Origin of the sequence: Chitinophaga ginsengisoli, assembly GCF_003014595.1 — a bacterium.
Taxonomy (GTDB): Bacteria; Bacteroidota; Bacteroidia; order Chitinophagales; family Chitinophagaceae; genus Chitinophaga; species Chitinophaga ginsengisoli.
In genome coordinates, this window is record NZ_PYGK01000001.1 from 981878 (window position 1) to 997083 (window position 15206).

The following is a 15206-nucleotide window of genomic DNA, read 5'->3' on the forward strand; positions in this document are numbered from 1 at the left end:
ACTACTCATTGTTTTAGTAACGAGATGTTACTCAAATAAGGAGTTTTCTTTTTTGGCTGCCATCCATAAATATAAGGGGATCCCGATCATTTGCAATAGAAATCCGTAGTAGATAGTCTGTTGCCCTGCGCTGGCAATTGCCCATAGTACATAGCTAAACGAAATGGCGAATAGTAAGATACATTGCAGCCACTCGCCTGTTTTAAGCGGTCCGCTTTTGATCTTCAGTATGAAATAAGCCGCTGTTGAAAACAGATAGGGGATGAGGACAGACAAGGTTGACAGCAAGACCAGGAATTTGAATTGCTCCACCAGTCCTTTGGCGTAATTCATCGCCATGAGAATAGAAATCAATACACTGCTGAAAAGCGTGCCCACATAAGGAACGCCTCTTTTATTCTCTTTGCTGAATATCTGCGGAAACAGGTTATCCTTTGCAATAGCATAAGGTAATTGTCCCTGTACCAGCATCCAGCCATTCAGTGCTCCGAAGGCTGCTATCGCTACTCCTGCACTCACCCAGTAACGGGCATTGTTTCCCCACATAATAACAGCAGCATCGGCGAAAGGCGTCACCGTTTTTTTCAACTGTTCAGATGGAATGATCCCCATTACACTGACTGTACCTAACACATAGACTACTGTAACGATCAGCAGTCCTAGCAAGGTGGCCTTTGGAATGGTCTGCTGTGGATTTTGCACTTTCTCCGCCGGAATGGTAGCAGACTCAATACCAACGTAAGCAAACATGGTGAAGGTAACGGTGTTGGAAAGAGCGGTGAACAGAGAGGTGCCACTGTTGTTGAACGCCGGAAAGTTAGCGGCTCTGATAAAGAATAGTCCTCCGAAAGCCACGAGTAATAAGGGTATCAGCTTGAGTATGGTCGTAGCCATCTGTACGGAACCGGAAGTCCTGATACCCCTGTTATTGACCCAGGTCAACAGCCAGATGCTACCCAGACCTGTAGCTACTGCACTTAATGTATTGGTGGATAATATTGGAATGAAGGTGCTTAGTGCACTGACAAATCCTATGGTAATAGCTGCATTGGCGCAGGACACTGCCAGAAAGTATCCCCAGGCAATAGAAAAGCCCATATAGTCGCCGAAGCCGCGACGGGTATAAGCATATGGACCGCCGGTTACATTCGGCACCAGTTTACTGAGATTGCCGAATACTTTCACCAGGAAGAAACAACCGATAGCTGATATCACCCATCCCAGCAGACTCACACTACCAAATGAGGCAAGTGCAGCCGGTGCCAGGAAGATCCCTGCGCCGATCATATTACCAACGATGAGTGAGGTACTTGTCCAGAGTCCCAGTTTGTTTTTTTCCTTAGCTGTTTCTTTCATACGGCAGGGTGCAGATTAGCCGTAAAGATCGTATTTATCCGAGATTAAAATCCCATATCACCACATCCCATTCTTTTCCGTCATCAGTAAAAGGAAAAAGTGTGCGGAAGCCCAGCTTAGCGTGTACGGCCATAGACTTCGGATTGTCCCTTGCAATGGAGCTAAGTGCAAAGTCGTATACCGACTCGAAGTTATCTTTATGAAACTGGTACAATTGCCGTAAGAGTCCTTTGCCACGGTAGTTGCTGTCAATACAGGTCTGTCCCAGGAAATATACCTTATAGTCCATGAGTGATTTTCCCTGGTAATACTGGTTGTCAAACAGCTTCAGTGCATCTTTAAGCGGAGTATATACGGTAGCTGATTCCATCACCAGCACAAGCAGATAGCCGATCACTTTATCACCGTCTTTGATAATAGCAGAGGGGGCAATTTCATGTAGTGCTTTGAGGTCTTCGAAAGTATATTTCCAGGAAACATAGCCTTGTTCGGCTTTGACCTCTTCCGTAATACTCTCGGCTGCATTCAGTCTGGATAGTTCAGCGACCTGCCTCAATTCATCGTCTGAGCTGATAAATTTAGTTATGTACATAGGTTACCTGGTTTCCGATAATGTAAAGAAACAAAACAGGGAGGAATGATACATCCCCTAATAGGGTGACAATTGGCTTTTTAGGCAGGGGATGGATTTTTAGGGGTAAAATTTGACGGTTTCAGGAAAAAGTATACATTTGCACTCCAATATGCGGGGAATTAGCTCAGTTGGCTAGAGCGCTTGCATGGCATGCAAGAGGTCACCGGTTCGACTCCGGTATTCTCCACAAGTTAAAAGCTTTAGAATTTCTTATCAGTAAGGATTTTAAAGCTTTTTTTCTGAAAGTAATCAGATTAAAAGCCAGTAAAAAAATTAAAAATCCACCGGTAAAAAGGAGAATTTTTTCTACGTGCTCAAAGGCAACAACCGTTGGTTCCTGATGGATTTGATCAGTTTTATTTTCGATCTCGAAGGAATCAATAAAAGCACGATCTAATTTGTAGGTGGGAGTTTTATTGACGGTTCTTTATAAGGCACACCTTCTTTGAGTATCTGATAACAGCAATTAATATTTTGTGAGCAATGGCTAGTAATGCTCTTTTTTTACCCCTCCTGGCTATGATAGCGTAATATTTATTTTTTAACCATCCATTCTTAACCCTGGTAGCGGTCCATGCAGCTTCTACTAGCACGGTTTTAAGTATTTTATTCCCATGCGTGACACGGCTACTCTTCTTTTTGCCTGCACTTTCGTTGTTTCCCGGGCATACACCTGCCCACGATGCTAAGTGCTGACCAGATGGGAAAACGCTCATATCAAAGCCTATTTCAGCAACAATACCTTTAGCCGTTTCATGGCTTACACCTGGAATAGTTTCCAACAGTTCAACCTGAGTTGAATATGACTGAATATAATCTTCCAGTCGACGATCTATGCGATCAATTTGCTGTTGAATATTTTCCAGTGCCAGCTTACTGGTTTCTAGCATAAAACGGTGATGATCAGTGATTTTTCCTTTCAGGGCGGTTATGAGTTGGGGGATTTTCTTTTTTAAAGTGCCTTTAGCTAGAGAGGCAAGTAATATTGGATCTGTTTGCTGGTCAATAATATGGCAGATAATTGACCAACCCGTCTTTCCAAATACATCACTAACAATGTTACTGAGTTTGATATTGGCATCCTCCAATATTTTCTGTAGCCGATTTCTCTCAGACATTCGTTGCCAGATCAGTTTCTTTTTTTAACGAAGCAAATCTCTCATTTCTCTAACCTGTTCAGGAGGAATAAAGCTACCCTTTAAAAGGCCGCTGGATAACAGTTTGGCTATCCAAACGCTATCCTTACAATCTGTCTTGTGCCCAGGCACATATTTTATATGCCTGGCATTAACAAGCATCAGGTTAAATGAGGATTTCAGTATATTAAATACAGGTTTCCAATTACTCCTGTGCTTTCCATTGCCAGGTGGGATACTCTCTGCTCTAACAGCCACGTCTTTAGGCTGATCAGATCATCTGTAAATGTCCCAAATGTGCGGGTTTGATCTGGTAATTGGTAAATTTTAACCGTTACTACTACAGTTTCCTTGTGCACATCTAATCCTGCACAGCGTTCAAATAATTGGGGGAATTCTACTAACGTGGACATGGTAATTGAGTTTGGTCACTACAATTTACCACTTTCATCCCCGTTGGTGAATTCCCCTTTCATGATTGTTTTATTTGTATTGTCTATATATTGAATCATACATCCTTTTTCAAGCATACCGACAGCTTCTTCGACCTCAATATTGTTCCCGTGCCACTCTGTAATAGTGACAGGAGCTGTGCTTCGTTGGGCAAGTATTTTGGTAAATGAAGCACAATTTCTGCTTCGGCCTGGACAAGCACTTCCGCTTTATAAGAGTCGAAAGTCATTAGACTGTGTTTTTAACTTTAATGAAGATGTTTGACTATCAAAGGCTGGTCAAGGATTTGGGGTAGAAAAATACAAAAAATGTGGACTCCGTTTAGTGCTTCATGAGCGAACATAGTCCCATAGTATAAAATGTTATTGTTTAATGACAGGGAATGTCAATCCTAAATAGCCTAAAATACAGTAAGATATCTGCAGTAAGTGTTACAGTTAAATGGGTGGACCCGGTAATGCATAACTATTCTCTCTTATTTTATTATTGGTTTTCCATCGTTTGTTAAACCGGGACCAGGGGTCTTAGTTTCCATATCATATTCTAAGCCTGTGTCAATTCCCTTCCTTGCTGCCGGGACGCTACGGGTCATCCAGACAGGACTTGGCTTATCCATCAGATAGTGATCAAAAAACTGCCTCTGGCGAATAGAATAGTCAATTGCAGCTTTTCCAAAGACACCATGACCTTGTCCCTCATATTCTATCAACCACGCTTTCTTCCCAAGCCTCCTTAGGGCGGTAAAGAATTCAATTGCCTGAGAGAAATTAACTGCGCCGTCTTTTAGCCACTGCTGAAAATCCACTGCATAATTTTTCCAAGGAAGGCTAACACACCACCTATTCCTCCAATATTAATATCATGTTTAAATCCTCCTATTACAATCATTATAACTCCTATAAGAGCAATAAACATTCCGATAGCTTCACCGAGAGACTTGTCATTTTCCATGTATTTTGAAGATAATCATTGCTTTCATGAGCTTGTTAATGATAAGGTTCTTACACGGTAGAATTTACCGACTTCATTTAGTAAGCATTTATTCGCATTCCAGCAATGGTGGTGAACTTTATTATTTGCATTCATCGTCGTGACCTGTTTGTTTTTCTTGATGATCTTCATCATCATCAAAATCAAAATGCTTAACACCATTTTCTTTATACATCATGCAGAACCATGAGTTCTTACCGCCGGGATTAGATGAAGCGTGAATATAAAGTTCGGTCACATTTGTATATTCTATTGGAACATCGAATTCAGCTGGATCTCCAGAGTTCCATTTCCTCCAGAATTGACGGTTATCGTCGTCGGTGCCGATCTCGAAAACTATCTGCGATGCTTCAGTTTTACTGGTATTTACTTTAATCCACCATCCGGCCTTTCTTGCTTGTATCGGAGCAACAGTTAAGTTTGGTGTTTTCTTGTTGCTTAAATTGGTTGACTGCCCTATTGAAATAATGGGCAGTAATAGCAATGAAATCAGAATTGCATTTTTCATATTTCGCATTTTAGTGGCGGTTATTAATATTGGATAATTTGTTAAATCGAATCAAATTTTTACCACAAATAAGACCAATGGTAGTCAGGGTTCTTTGATCTCTATAATTTGAGCATAAGATAAGGTGTTGTAAATTTATCTACTATCAAGTAAACATAAAATACCAACTAGTTTGTATTTTTTATTGGACACCGAGGTTTTGTAATGGACACTAAGCAGTTGTCCGGATGTCATAAGGCAGGGTAAGGGCTTACACATTTTCTGCCGATAGCGTTTGAGCCCGGAAAGCTAACCTTTAGCATTTATCCATGTACCTGCCAGAGTGACGAATGATTCGTCCAGAGTACCGCGCATCGGTGAATTGGTAAAAAACGTGTCACTTGTTAACTTGGCATTAACAATTCCTTCAGTCTTTTTTTGTAGTATGCAGCAACAAATCGGGACTCCTTATTATCGGATCGCAGTTGAGAACAAAATAAATCAGCATTAAAATAACCATCAGTCGTAGACGATCCCTCTTTTTTAAAAAAAACAACACTTCCACATTAATACAGGAAGAGTGGCCTTTTGCCTGCCTATCAATTATTGCTTTCAACTTCATTTAGATACATCAATGTAGTCAAATCAGCATTCAGTTCTTTCATTATTAAATGATCATCTTATGAAGAAAACTAAAATTTTAGTTGCTATGCTTGCCTTCATGTTCGGTGCAGGTGCTGCAGTATCGGTGAACGCAAAATCTTCAGTTTCTGCTATTTCCTATGGCTGGATTGACAGAAACGGCTAGATCGTGCTCTACGGGATGACGCAGGCAGAAGCCCAGGATGTGTGCGTTCCTGCTGCTTTTATTTGTCTTAGAGCCAAACAAAATGTATCAATTTACACAACTGGTACCCTTCCATGGTAACCATGGCTCAAAGAAAGTATTCATCTCTATATTAATAGACCGGATCTCCTAAGTTCTGAAGTGCAATAATATAAGAATTTGCAGGCAGCTAAAACAAGTAAATGCCAATGCGCCACCAATTACTGCAAAAGCAAACTGTAGAAATAATTTTAGCTTTTTTCATACAATGGGGCTGTCTCAAAAGTTTTGAGACGCCCCTTTTCAGTTTTATATTGCTATACCAACCAATATGGTATATTATGTATTCAGAGGATATTTTTAGTATCAAATTGATACTTTGGATGTCGATTTTAAGGTTTTAGGCGATCTTCTTCCTAAGATTGTGCGCCAGAGCTAATAAACCAGTCTCTATTTTCACTTTTTCGATTCCACGGAGCATAAATCTCCTAAAGTGGTGATTATGTTTGATGTTCCCAAACACGGATTCCACATCACAACACCGTTGTTTGCGTTTGGCTATGCCTTGTTTTGTTTTTAATCGCTTATCTGCCCGAGATTTTAGACGTATTAAGTTGTGATTGATTTCGATCACCCTATTGCCTATTGCCTTATGACATTGATCCCTTAGTCGACAATATTTACAGCTTTCTGTTTCATATTTGGTAATTGTTTGCAGATAGCCTGTTTTTGTTGCCTTGGTGTGAGTCCCTACATTATGCATCGGTTTGCCTTTAGGGCATTCATATTGATCTTTGTTTTGGTCGTATGCTAGTTTATCGGCCGAATATGGTTTCTTCTCTTTGTTACGCTTGCGTTGCTGTCTGTCAAACTGGTTATGTTTTACGTAAGCCGTGATCCGTTTGGATTCAAGCCATTGATAGTTTTGTTCGCTGCCATAACCAGCGTCTGCTGTGATATTAGCTGGTTTAGCTTTGTAAGTCTTGATGTGTTGTTCAAGATGAGTAACCAATGTGTTAGTGTCGGTACTCTGTTGGTGTAGGCTGTAGTTTACGATGTATTGGTTATTGGTGCTTACTTGAATATTATAGGCTGGTTTCAGTTGACCATTTTTCATATGATCTTCTTTGAGCCGCATGAACGTCGCATCTGGATCCGTTTTGCTCATGCTGCTTCGCCCATCGCCTATCCGGGCTTCCTGCTGCTCATACTTGTCAAGTGCTGCCGGCCAATGTTTACGCGCGTAATTCAGCTTCTGCTTCACCTCCTTACTGACGGGCTTATCCTTCAATGCTTCATTTATTTTATCAATGGTTGCATTCACTTTCTCTTTATCGATTTTATCAAAACCAGAAGGATCTGTATCATCCATCTCTGCTGCAGCTACCGACTGGGCATACTGCCATAGCTCGTTTAACTGCTCCTTTATCTTCTCCCGGTTCCTCTTAATGGCATTTCCCCATACAAAGCTATACCGATTGGCGTTCGCCTCTATTTTGGTCCCGTCTGTATAAAGTTCTTTAAGACTTAGAAGTCCTTCCTCGCATAATAGCAATACTACCTGGGTGAAAATGGGTTGTAACGTTTTCTGAAGACGCTTGCCGCGGAAGCGGTTAATAGTATTATGGTCTGGGGTGCTCATTCCACTTAACCACATATAATGTATATGCTGATTAACGGCATCTTCTATTTTACGACTACTGTATATATTATTAATGTGGGAATAAACCAGGACCTTTAATAACATTCGAGGATGGTAGCTACTTGTCCCTCCTGGCTTGTACTGTTGCAGTAGCGTTGTAATATCCACCTTATCCAGAATCTCATTCACGGTTCTGACTGGATGATTGGCTGGAATCAGATCATTTAGATCTGGTGGTAATAGCATACCCTGATGTTGGTGATTGCTTTTAAATACAACTGATAATGTTTTGCCTCTTGCCATACTGCCTATAACACAATAAGCAGCATATGGTTAACAAAAAGGCACCTTTTATTAAAAAAAACTCCATAAAAAGAAGAAGCTGTCCCAATTACTTTTGAGACAGCCCCATTGTATTTTAGAACAAGGAGTAACATAACTACGTATTCGCATGGTTGTATGAAATCAATATCGACAATATTCTACTGTCTCTCCTATTTATTATCTCTATATACTAAGTGTACTTTTATATTGTAACTTAATTTTGTTTTAGCAAATGGTGACAAAAATAGCAGAAGCGATGCGTTTAATTAACCCGATTTAACCCAGCATAAAAAAGATATATATCATGAAGAAAGCTCGTATAATATTAATTGCAATTTTGATTCTTGCAATCGCCGGCACTGCCGTTGCATTACGTACTACCACCAAATATACTGGTTTGTTATGTTTTACGGCAACACACTCCTATTCAGCGAATGGCACTCTTTATTCAAGAGCTGCAACATTTATTGCGCCTCATCTTTCACTTTATGTGAGTCCGTTGGGACCTGCAAACTTCACATGTTTTTCGACCACTGGAACTATATCTGGTAGAATTACACTTACTGAGGTAGGCGGAATTGCAACGATAACGGTTCCTGTCTGGGTAGGCTTTACTTATAGTACACGAGTTACAACGGCAAACTAAAATAACAATATCTCCGATCGGAAGGCCAGCATTGATTGCAAGCGAATCTGGCCGATGGGGAAGCCGAAAACCATTAGAAACGAGTAGGCATACTTTAATTCTTTAAGTTTAGCCTTTTGAATAAAAAGGCACTATTATTATGAAGAAAGCTCGCATCGCACTCGCCACAATCGCACTTATGGCAGTAGTAGGAGGAGCATTCGCATTTAAAGCAATGCGTACAGGCCTCGCTTTCTACACGACTACCAATTCTTATTCCACTTTTGGAACATTGTATAGTGCAGCAGCACCATTTGTTGGCCCACACCTAGTTTCTTTCATTACTCCGAATGGTGCTACAAATGCTGACGCTGTATCGGTTACAGGAACAACAGTAGGTGGACCAATTACATTAACACAGGTAGGTGGAACCGCAACCATCACCATTCCTCGTTGGACTGGTCCTACTTACGCTACAAGGACAACCCTTGCGAATTAATGATCTAAGAATCAAGACCTATGGGTCTTGATTCTTTTAATTCTTTAGTTTTGAATTTACGATACTATCGCAAGACTTAAGTGATGATCTGCAATTATCTCTATTTTTTCAAAATATCTGGATTTTAGAATAATCCACATATTTTGTATCAGGATAACTCCCTATAGCCATTCAACTAACTTATCAATGGTTGAATTTACCTAAATTATCACTATGCCTGGTGCTTGGAGTGGCTACCTTGGCGCAACACCCCCATACAATAGTTCGATTAATATCGGCATCTTCACTTTCAGTTTTCGATCTATTAACAATGCGGAGTTTGAAGGAAGTTGGAAGCGAAAGAAAGTGCAACTTGTTCTAAACTTTCAGATATCAAAATAAAATACCTTTAATACAGAATCGCTATGAGAAATAAATCTCGCGTTGTGCTCGCTACAATTGCGTTTATAGGAGTAGTCGGAGGAACGTTCGCATTTAAAGCAATGCGCACTGGCATCCCTTTCGTCACAATCACTAACTCATACCTCACATTTGGAACACTGTATAGTAGGGTTGCTCCGTTTGTTGGCACTCACCCATCAGCTTGGATTACACCTCAGGGGCTAATAAATACTGTAGCAATATCAACGACAGGGATAGCAGTAGGTGGACCGATTACTTTAACACAGGTTGGAGGAACTGCAACCATTACAATTCCTCTTTGGACAGGTGTGACATACAATACGAGGGTGGTTTTAATGAATTAAAAGCAAAAATTTAAACAGCAATTCCCATGAGTTTTGGACGGTCACTTCAGTTGACAATTCTTCCACCAAAGACTGGTCTGTTCTCAAAGTGACAGCAGTTTATGTGAACATATTACTGGTGCAATGATTATGGAAAGCCAACTGAGTATTCAGTTGGCTTGAACGGTGAGAATGACCACTATTAATTCGATAAAGGCAGTTAGATACTATTCGTTGCCTTGTTCATAAAAAAAGTCGACAATGCAATGTGTAGATAGTTGAAGGCCGGTTCGGGAATGGCTGGTAGTTTGCGCCGATCACAGGCAAAGAAACTGCTTATTTTGAGTATCCGTTTTTCATCCAGTCAGGCATAGGCTTTCCCATTAAATAGAAATCAAAGAATTCCTGTTGTTTGATTTGAAAGTCCCGAGCTTGAGTTTCATCTGACATAATATGCCCCATTGGATATTCTAATAACCATACAGGCTTTCCTGCTCTTCTTAAGGAAGTAAATATCTCAATAGATTGACCAATCTTAACATTGTTGTCGTAGGTTCCATGCATTAGTAACAAAGGCGTGTTTACTTTATCGGATGTAAATACAGAAGAGTTCTCAATGTAAACCTGTGGATGTGACCAAGGGGTTGTTTGCAAATTATATTGGCCGATCTCTTGTATACTCTGATCGCTTCCTTCTCCAAATGAAAGGCCTCCATAACCACTTATTAAGTCAGATTTGCCGGAAGATGCCTGGGCGGCAGCAAATAATGTAGAATGCGTGGCTACGAAATTTGTGATATAACCTCCAAAGCTTTGTCCTTGCAGTCCCATCTTTGTTGAATCTATCCATTTGTAATTCCTTGTGAGATGCTTTGCCATTTGTTCAATGCAATCGAGCGCTTTGGGTCCGGTATTACCTACTGATGGTTGGATGTCAACAACACATATTATATAACCCCTACTTGTGTACCAAGGAACATTGACATTAACGGTACTTAATGCCGGAGTACGAAATTGAAATCGCTCAAAGCTACGGTTCATATAGAAATTAAAGATGATCGGATGTCTTTTAGTTGTATCTAAGTGCTTGGGAAGATAAAGAAGCCCATAATTTATTGATGAGTCATTTAAGGTAGTTTTAATAAGTCGTGATTGAAACCAAGCATATTCTTTGGAGCCATCTTCTTTGCTAATTTGAACAGCAGTAGATAGTTTTTTTATTAAGTATAAGTTCGGTTGGTTTTCGGCGGTTTGCCTTAAGACCAAAAGGTCATCAATAAGTTTTGATTTTATTGGCATTTTGCTGTTGGCACCTATTTCCGGATAATAGTATAAACACTCATCCAATATTGTTATATCGGGATTACCATTTGCGTATAGTTTGACTTTCGTAAAACCATTTCTGTGGGTAATGTCCTCTTTGACTGTCAGTAGGATTGAGTCCTGGCCTATTATATCGTCAAGAAGTTCAGCGGTTCTAAATCTGAGTGTTGGATGATTATTGCCTGCGGTAAGACACCATGCCTCGTTTTCATTTTCAGGATTCAGCTGGTAGACATTATATTCGTCATGTAAAATTAAATATTTGTCGTTTGATATCCACTGATCGTCTGCATGGCTATATATATTGTCAATTTTTTTAATGGTTCCTAATTTCTCAATTTGCTTCGATACGTCGGTTATGTTCTGTGTTTTAATCTGGAAACAGAATAAATGGCTTGAGATCGTGTCAATCCAGGTTATATATTTACTATGAGGCGATAATTTTATATTTACCGGTTTATGACTACTAGGAATGAACTTGCGTAAGGTCGGCTCTTCCACATCAATAATGTAATATCTCGGCAACCAATTTGTGTTCCAAAAGGCCTCCCTTTCATTAGTCAATGTCTTAACGACCGCATAACGACTTCCTTCACGGCTTACTAACGTCGTTGAGTCACTCCACAATTTGCTTAGCTTCGCATTTTTGAATGAAAACCCGATCCACATTTCAGGGTTATCAACATAGGGTAAATTTGAAACAAGATATTTGTCCTGGTAATTCCAAATCTTTAGATCGTTTTTTGCTTTAAGCCATTTAGGCGGCGCGCTTTCCTTTTCATAAACTCTAAAAGTAATAGTATTGCCATCGTCGGCTATTTTTAGCGATCCCTGCGCGAATCCAAAATTATTTAGTGTAGAATCAATTTCAATTTTCTGGCGTTTTAGTTTATTGGTTTTATCTAGCGTGTATTTGAAGATGGCTTCGTTTACCTGTTCTAAGCATAAAAGTATTAGGCTACTACTACTGGAATCATAAGTTGCATCTGTAAGGTTGTGCCCAAAGTTAATGTTTATTTCTTTGTTATTAATAAGATCGAGCTGCTGCATGGAAGAATCTCTAATAAGATATAGCAGACTTTTTTCGGAGATTAATATTGTTTTTTTGGGTCGTTGAAAATGCCATATGTTCTTCGATTCAAGATCTTCTATTATTAGGCTATCATTTTTTTCATAGCCAATTTTTTTTGTTCCTATTTCATGTAAAAATAGAAATTCATTAGCCTCTGTAATGACCCTTTTTTTTTGTTTTTTTTTCAAATCAAATTCATATATGCCATCTCTTCCCCAGATAAAAATTTGTCTGGAGTCATTCGAAAACGTTGCTTCACGATAATCTGAGAGAGCTAAGATTTTATTTCCGTTGTTGTTCATGACTTTAAGCATAACATCGCCCTTGTCGGAGGCAGTAGCATACCAAATATAATTTCCGTCCTGAGAAATTCCGTAATCACGTATACTTCGCCAATTTGCAACAGTCTCAAAGTCTATTGTTTTCTTTTGCGCAATCAGAAAAAATGAAAGAAATAGTAGAAATGATGTTAATAGAAATCTCATAAAAAATGATATTTGGTTTTATGGGTGCTACTATCTTTATATAACCTTGTGTTGAGGAAGGTATAACGCTGTTGTAGGAAGTTTAGTCCTTGTTCGTCGTCATTGAAATTCATACTCCTATTTATACCTTCTTTTGGCTTTTGATAGTTATTTGCCATTACTTTCTATTTGTCCCTGTTTTTCGCAGTGTCATTTGATTTACCAGGTATTTCTTATCCTCAGATTCCATTATGCATCCCAGATAGGCGAGGAGTAGTATTGCACATATTTTATCAAAAATAGCTTTCCGGCCTTATTATGAGTTGACACGCGAGACCTTTCAAAAGCGTAAGTGAGTAAAAGCATGACGTACCGATGCTCTTCCTTGGTACGAATCTACATCCTTTGACTGTTGTGATATTTCATTTGGTAATTGACAATGTTTCATAACTATAGCTATTTACTGGCGCACTGTTTCATCCAAAAGTGTTGGTTTGATTTAAGGACTATATTGAGGGAATTCTTATATTAAATACCTATCTTATATGGTAAACACCATGGGTGTCTTTCTCATATTGTATTGCATTAGTTATTTTAATGCCTTTTAGAAAATCTTCAATAGGTTGATCTCTACGAAGTATACCGCTGAATCGTTGTTTGGAAGCATTTTCGCTATCTATCACCACTGTTATTCCATACCAACGGCTGATTGTGGCAGTAAGGTCTGTCAACGTTTGCGTCTCAATGTAATACTTTCCCTCCTGCCAGGCTAGTGTTACTGAAGCATCAAACCTAATAATCTTTAGTCCATTTTTACTCGTTACAGCTTCTTCACCTGGCTTTAGTATGATATTTGAATTTTCAGTATTAACTTTTAAAGATCCCTCTACAAGTGCAATTTTGTAAATATCAGTGTCATATGTGTTGACGTTAAAGGAAGTACCTAATACCTCAATTGTTCCATTTGGAAGATGAACTATGAGTGGCTGACTTGCCTTTTTGGCCACTTTAAGATAAGCTTCGCCATTTATAATAATTTCTCTTTTGTTACCAGAGAACGTGAGAGGAAATGTTAATTCGCTTTCGGAGTTTAAATGAATCTCAGAACCGTCGGATAAGAATATTTTGTAGTCTTTTCCTGCCGGAACAAGTATTGAAGCACTTCCAGGGGAAGGTTCGGCTATCGAATGATAATGTAGGGAATTATTATTTGTCACAAGGTCTATGCTTTTGGATCTGAATTGTTGGCTACTTGAATCCAAAGCAATAGTTTCGCCATTGGGCAAACGTAGCAGCACGTTCTTGGCCGGTGTTAAATTGCGCTGCAATGCAACAGATTCTAAATTACTACGTCCGGGATAGTAAATTTTTAATAATAAAAGTCCAATAATGAGCATCGCTGCTACGCCGGCGATCCATGTACTTACCTGAATTTTTCTTTCCTGTTTTTTTGCTATTTTCAGCGCTTGCTGAGCCCAGTCAGCCGTAGGCTGTTCTTTCAAATAATCTCTTACTGGACCCTCTACAGTCTTCCTTATTTCCTGCTGCAATTTTCGTATGGACGGATCACCTTCTAATAACTTTTCTAGGAGTTGGCTTTCCTCTTCATTGATCATATTAAAGATGTCCGATAAGATAAGGGTTTCAATATCGTGGCGGCTTAAGTTCATATATAGATATACCGTACAATCCTGGAAATAGTACCTAGTATTTAATCAAGATTTTTTAATAAATGCTAATTTTTCTCTGAGAGCGGCAAGTGCTTTGGACATAGTATTTTTCACTGTTTGTGGCTTTAAAGAAAGTGATTCTACAATTTCATGATGACTTTTATTCTCAAACATTATTAATCTGAAGACGTTCTGTTGTTTGGGCGGTAAACTATTGATGGCCGCAGCTAATTGCCTACCCAATGTTCGATTGTCTAAAAATTTGTCACCATCAATATAACTTGCCTCTTTCAGAAGTCGATCTCTGCTTTTCTTTTCCACTTCCCAATGCCTTCTAAGATCAATAACATGTTGTTTGGTGAGAAACAATAAGAGGTTTTTAATGCAAGTATAATCGGGTAATCTGTGTCTGATCTTCCAAACTTTTACAAATATATCTTGAACAAGATCCCTTGCCTCTTCACCGCGCTTCAATCTGTTATATGCATGGTAATAAACCATGGGACGGTATAGTTCAACAATTCTTTCAAATGCTGACTCATCATCAAGCTTAAGACGCTCCAGCAGCCTTTCATTATCGCTTCCTAAAACGTCGTTCATTTTGGTTGGTGGTTGGTTTATTATTATTTATAAAGTAACATAATTTTAATGTCTCAGCAAAAAAACTAAGGCAATGGACTCAAAACTAGTTATTTATATCCCTATGGCAAATGTAGGATTCAGTTTAGTTTTATTAGTTAATGCGAGGTTAACAAAAATGTAAAAATTATTTTAACCCCTGGGTACTTTTTTAGCACTTAAACGTACTTATATAGAAGACTAGCAAGTTTTAAAGTAACGGCAAAAGAACCTACGCTATTGTATCCCGGCATCGGATATGGAAGTATGCTATTATCCCGTCAAACCTTATCTGAAACCAATTGTCTGCAAGGTAGTATACACTACCTGTAGTATTTCTTACAAACCAACATTAAGTAACC

The 15206-nt window shown here is 39.1% G+C and carries 14 protein-coding genes and 1 tRNA gene; 4 read left to right on the forward strand and 11 right to left on the reverse strand.

Annotated features, from left to right (window positions below):
* Positions 1-27: 27 nt before the first annotated feature.
* Both CLV42_RS04165 and CLV42_RS04170 read right to left on the reverse strand, forming a co-directional pair.
* Entirely contained in the window at positions 28-1356 is a 1329-nt protein-coding gene (locus CLV42_RS04165) for an amino acid permease (RefSeq protein ID WP_106600609.1), read from the reverse strand.
* 34 nt (positions 1357-1390) lie between these two features.
* Entirely contained in the window at positions 1391-1948 is a 558-nt protein-coding gene (locus tag CLV42_RS04170) for a GNAT family N-acetyltransferase (protein WP_106600610.1), read from the reverse strand.
* 155 nt (positions 1949-2103) lie between these two features.
* Here CLV42_RS04170 and CLV42_RS04175 point away from each other — a divergent pair.
* Positions 2104-2177 (forward strand) — tRNA-Ala (locus CLV42_RS04175).
* Between the two features lie 226 nt (positions 2178-2403).
* Here CLV42_RS04175 and CLV42_RS04180 read toward each other — a convergent pair.
* The 5 genes from CLV42_RS04180 to CLV42_RS04200 all read right to left on the reverse strand — a co-directional run bounded on the left by CLV42_RS04180 (position 2404) and on the right by CLV42_RS04200 (position 5077).
* Complete coding sequence (locus tag CLV42_RS04180) at positions 2404-3123, reverse strand: IS110 family RNA-guided transposase (RefSeq protein ID WP_317047975.1); 720 nt, start codon at positions 3121-3123, stop codon at positions 2404-2406.
* A 9-nt stretch (positions 3124-3132) separates the two neighbouring features.
* Entirely contained in the window at positions 3133-3384 is a 252-nt protein-coding gene (locus CLV42_RS34530) for an IS110 family transposase (protein WP_146154304.1), read from the reverse strand.
* Between the two features lie 670 nt (positions 3385-4054).
* The gene (locus tag CLV42_RS04195) at positions 4055-4384 is read right to left on the reverse strand and encodes an alpha/beta hydrolase family protein (protein ID WP_106600614.1); all 330 of its coding nucleotides are present in this window, start codon (positions 4382-4384) and stop codon (positions 4055-4057) included.
* Positions 4363-4530, reverse strand: a complete 168-nt coding sequence (locus CLV42_RS33810; protein WP_170117381.1) for a hypothetical protein — start codon at positions 4528-4530, stop codon at positions 4363-4365. Before CLV42_RS33810 ends, CLV42_RS04195 begins: the two co-directional genes overlap by 22 nt.
* A 121-nt stretch (positions 4531-4651) precedes the next feature.
* Entirely contained in the window at positions 4652-5077 is a 426-nt protein-coding gene (locus tag CLV42_RS04200; RefSeq protein ID WP_106600615.1) for a hypothetical protein, read from the reverse strand.
* Between the two features lie 661 nt (positions 5078-5738).
* Here CLV42_RS04200 and CLV42_RS34400 point away from each other — a divergent pair.
* Positions 5739-5864, forward strand: a complete 126-nt coding sequence (locus CLV42_RS34400; RefSeq protein ID WP_262509980.1) for a hypothetical protein — start codon at positions 5739-5741, stop codon at positions 5862-5864.
* A 418-nt stretch (positions 5865-6282) separates the two neighbouring features.
* Here CLV42_RS34400 and CLV42_RS04210 read toward each other — a convergent pair whose 3' ends face one another.
* The gene (locus CLV42_RS04210) at positions 6283-7827 is read right to left on the reverse strand and encodes an IS1182 family transposase (RefSeq protein ID WP_106600617.1); all 1545 of its coding nucleotides are present in this window, start codon (positions 7825-7827) and stop codon (positions 6283-6285) included.
* 325 nt (positions 7828-8152) lie between these two features.
* Here CLV42_RS04210 and CLV42_RS33660 point away from each other — a divergent pair, with 325 nt between their 5' ends.
* Complete coding sequence (locus tag CLV42_RS33660) at positions 8153-8494, forward strand: hypothetical protein (protein WP_146154305.1); 342 nt, start codon at positions 8153-8155, stop codon at positions 8492-8494.
* A gap of 139 nt (positions 8495-8633) precedes the next feature.
* On the forward strand, positions 8634-8972 hold the full coding sequence (locus CLV42_RS04215; RefSeq protein WP_106600618.1) for a hypothetical protein: 339 nt from the start codon (positions 8634-8636) through the stop codon (positions 8970-8972).
* A 1061-nt stretch (positions 8973-10033) separates the two neighbouring features.
* Here CLV42_RS04215 and CLV42_RS04225 read toward each other — a convergent pair.
* From CLV42_RS04225 to CLV42_RS04235, 3 genes are all read right to left on the reverse strand, one after another.
* Entirely contained in the window at positions 10034-12577 is a 2544-nt protein-coding gene (locus CLV42_RS04225) for an alpha/beta hydrolase family protein (RefSeq protein ID WP_106600620.1), read from the reverse strand.
* Positions 12578-13092: 515 nt separating this feature from the next.
* Positions 13093-14226, reverse strand: a complete 1134-nt coding sequence (locus CLV42_RS04230; RefSeq protein WP_106600621.1) for a FecR family protein — start codon at positions 14224-14226, stop codon at positions 13093-13095.
* Positions 14227-14271: 45 nt separating this feature from the next.
* Entirely contained in the window at positions 14272-14826 is a 555-nt protein-coding gene (locus tag CLV42_RS04235) for an RNA polymerase sigma factor (RefSeq protein WP_106600622.1), read from the reverse strand.
* Between the last annotated feature and the right edge of the window lie 380 nt (positions 14827-15206).

Coding starts and splice junctions, on each gene's coding strand:
- CLV42_RS33660 (WP_146154305.1), top strand. CDS start 8,153: ATGAAGAAAGCTCGTATAATATTAATTGCAATTTTGATTCTTGCAATC.
- CLV42_RS04210 (WP_106600617.1), bottom strand. CDS start 7,827: ATGGCAAGAGGCAAAACATTATCAGTTGTATTTAAAAGCAATCACCAA.
- CLV42_RS04165 (WP_106600609.1), bottom strand. CDS start 1,356: ATGAAAGAAACAGCTAAGGAAAAAAACAAACTGGGACTCTGGACAAGT.
- CLV42_RS04235 (WP_106600622.1), bottom strand. CDS start 14,826: ATGAACGACGTTTTAGGAAGCGATAATGAAAGGCTGCTGGAGCGTCTT.
- CLV42_RS34400 (WP_262509980.1), top strand. CDS start 5,739: ATGAAGAAAACTAAAATTTTAGTTGCTATGCTTGCCTTCATGTTCGGT.
- CLV42_RS33810 (WP_170117381.1), bottom strand. CDS start 4,530: ATGGAAAATGACAAGTCTCTCGGTGAAGCTATCGGAATGTTTATTGCT.
- CLV42_RS04225 (WP_106600620.1), bottom strand. CDS start 12,577: ATGAGATTTCTATTAACATCATTTCTACTATTTCTTTCATTTTTTCTG.
- CLV42_RS04215 (WP_106600618.1), top strand. CDS start 8,634: ATGAAGAAAGCTCGCATCGCACTCGCCACAATCGCACTTATGGCAGTA.
- CLV42_RS04200 (WP_106600615.1), bottom strand. CDS start 5,077: ATGAAAAATGCAATTCTGATTTCATTGCTATTACTGCCCATTATTTCA.
- CLV42_RS04230 (WP_106600621.1), bottom strand. CDS start 14,226: ATGAACTTAAGCCGCCACGATATTGAAACCCTTATCTTATCGGACATC.
- CLV42_RS04170 (WP_106600610.1), bottom strand. CDS start 1,948: ATGTACATAACTAAATTTATCAGCTCAGACGATGAATTGAGGCAGGTC.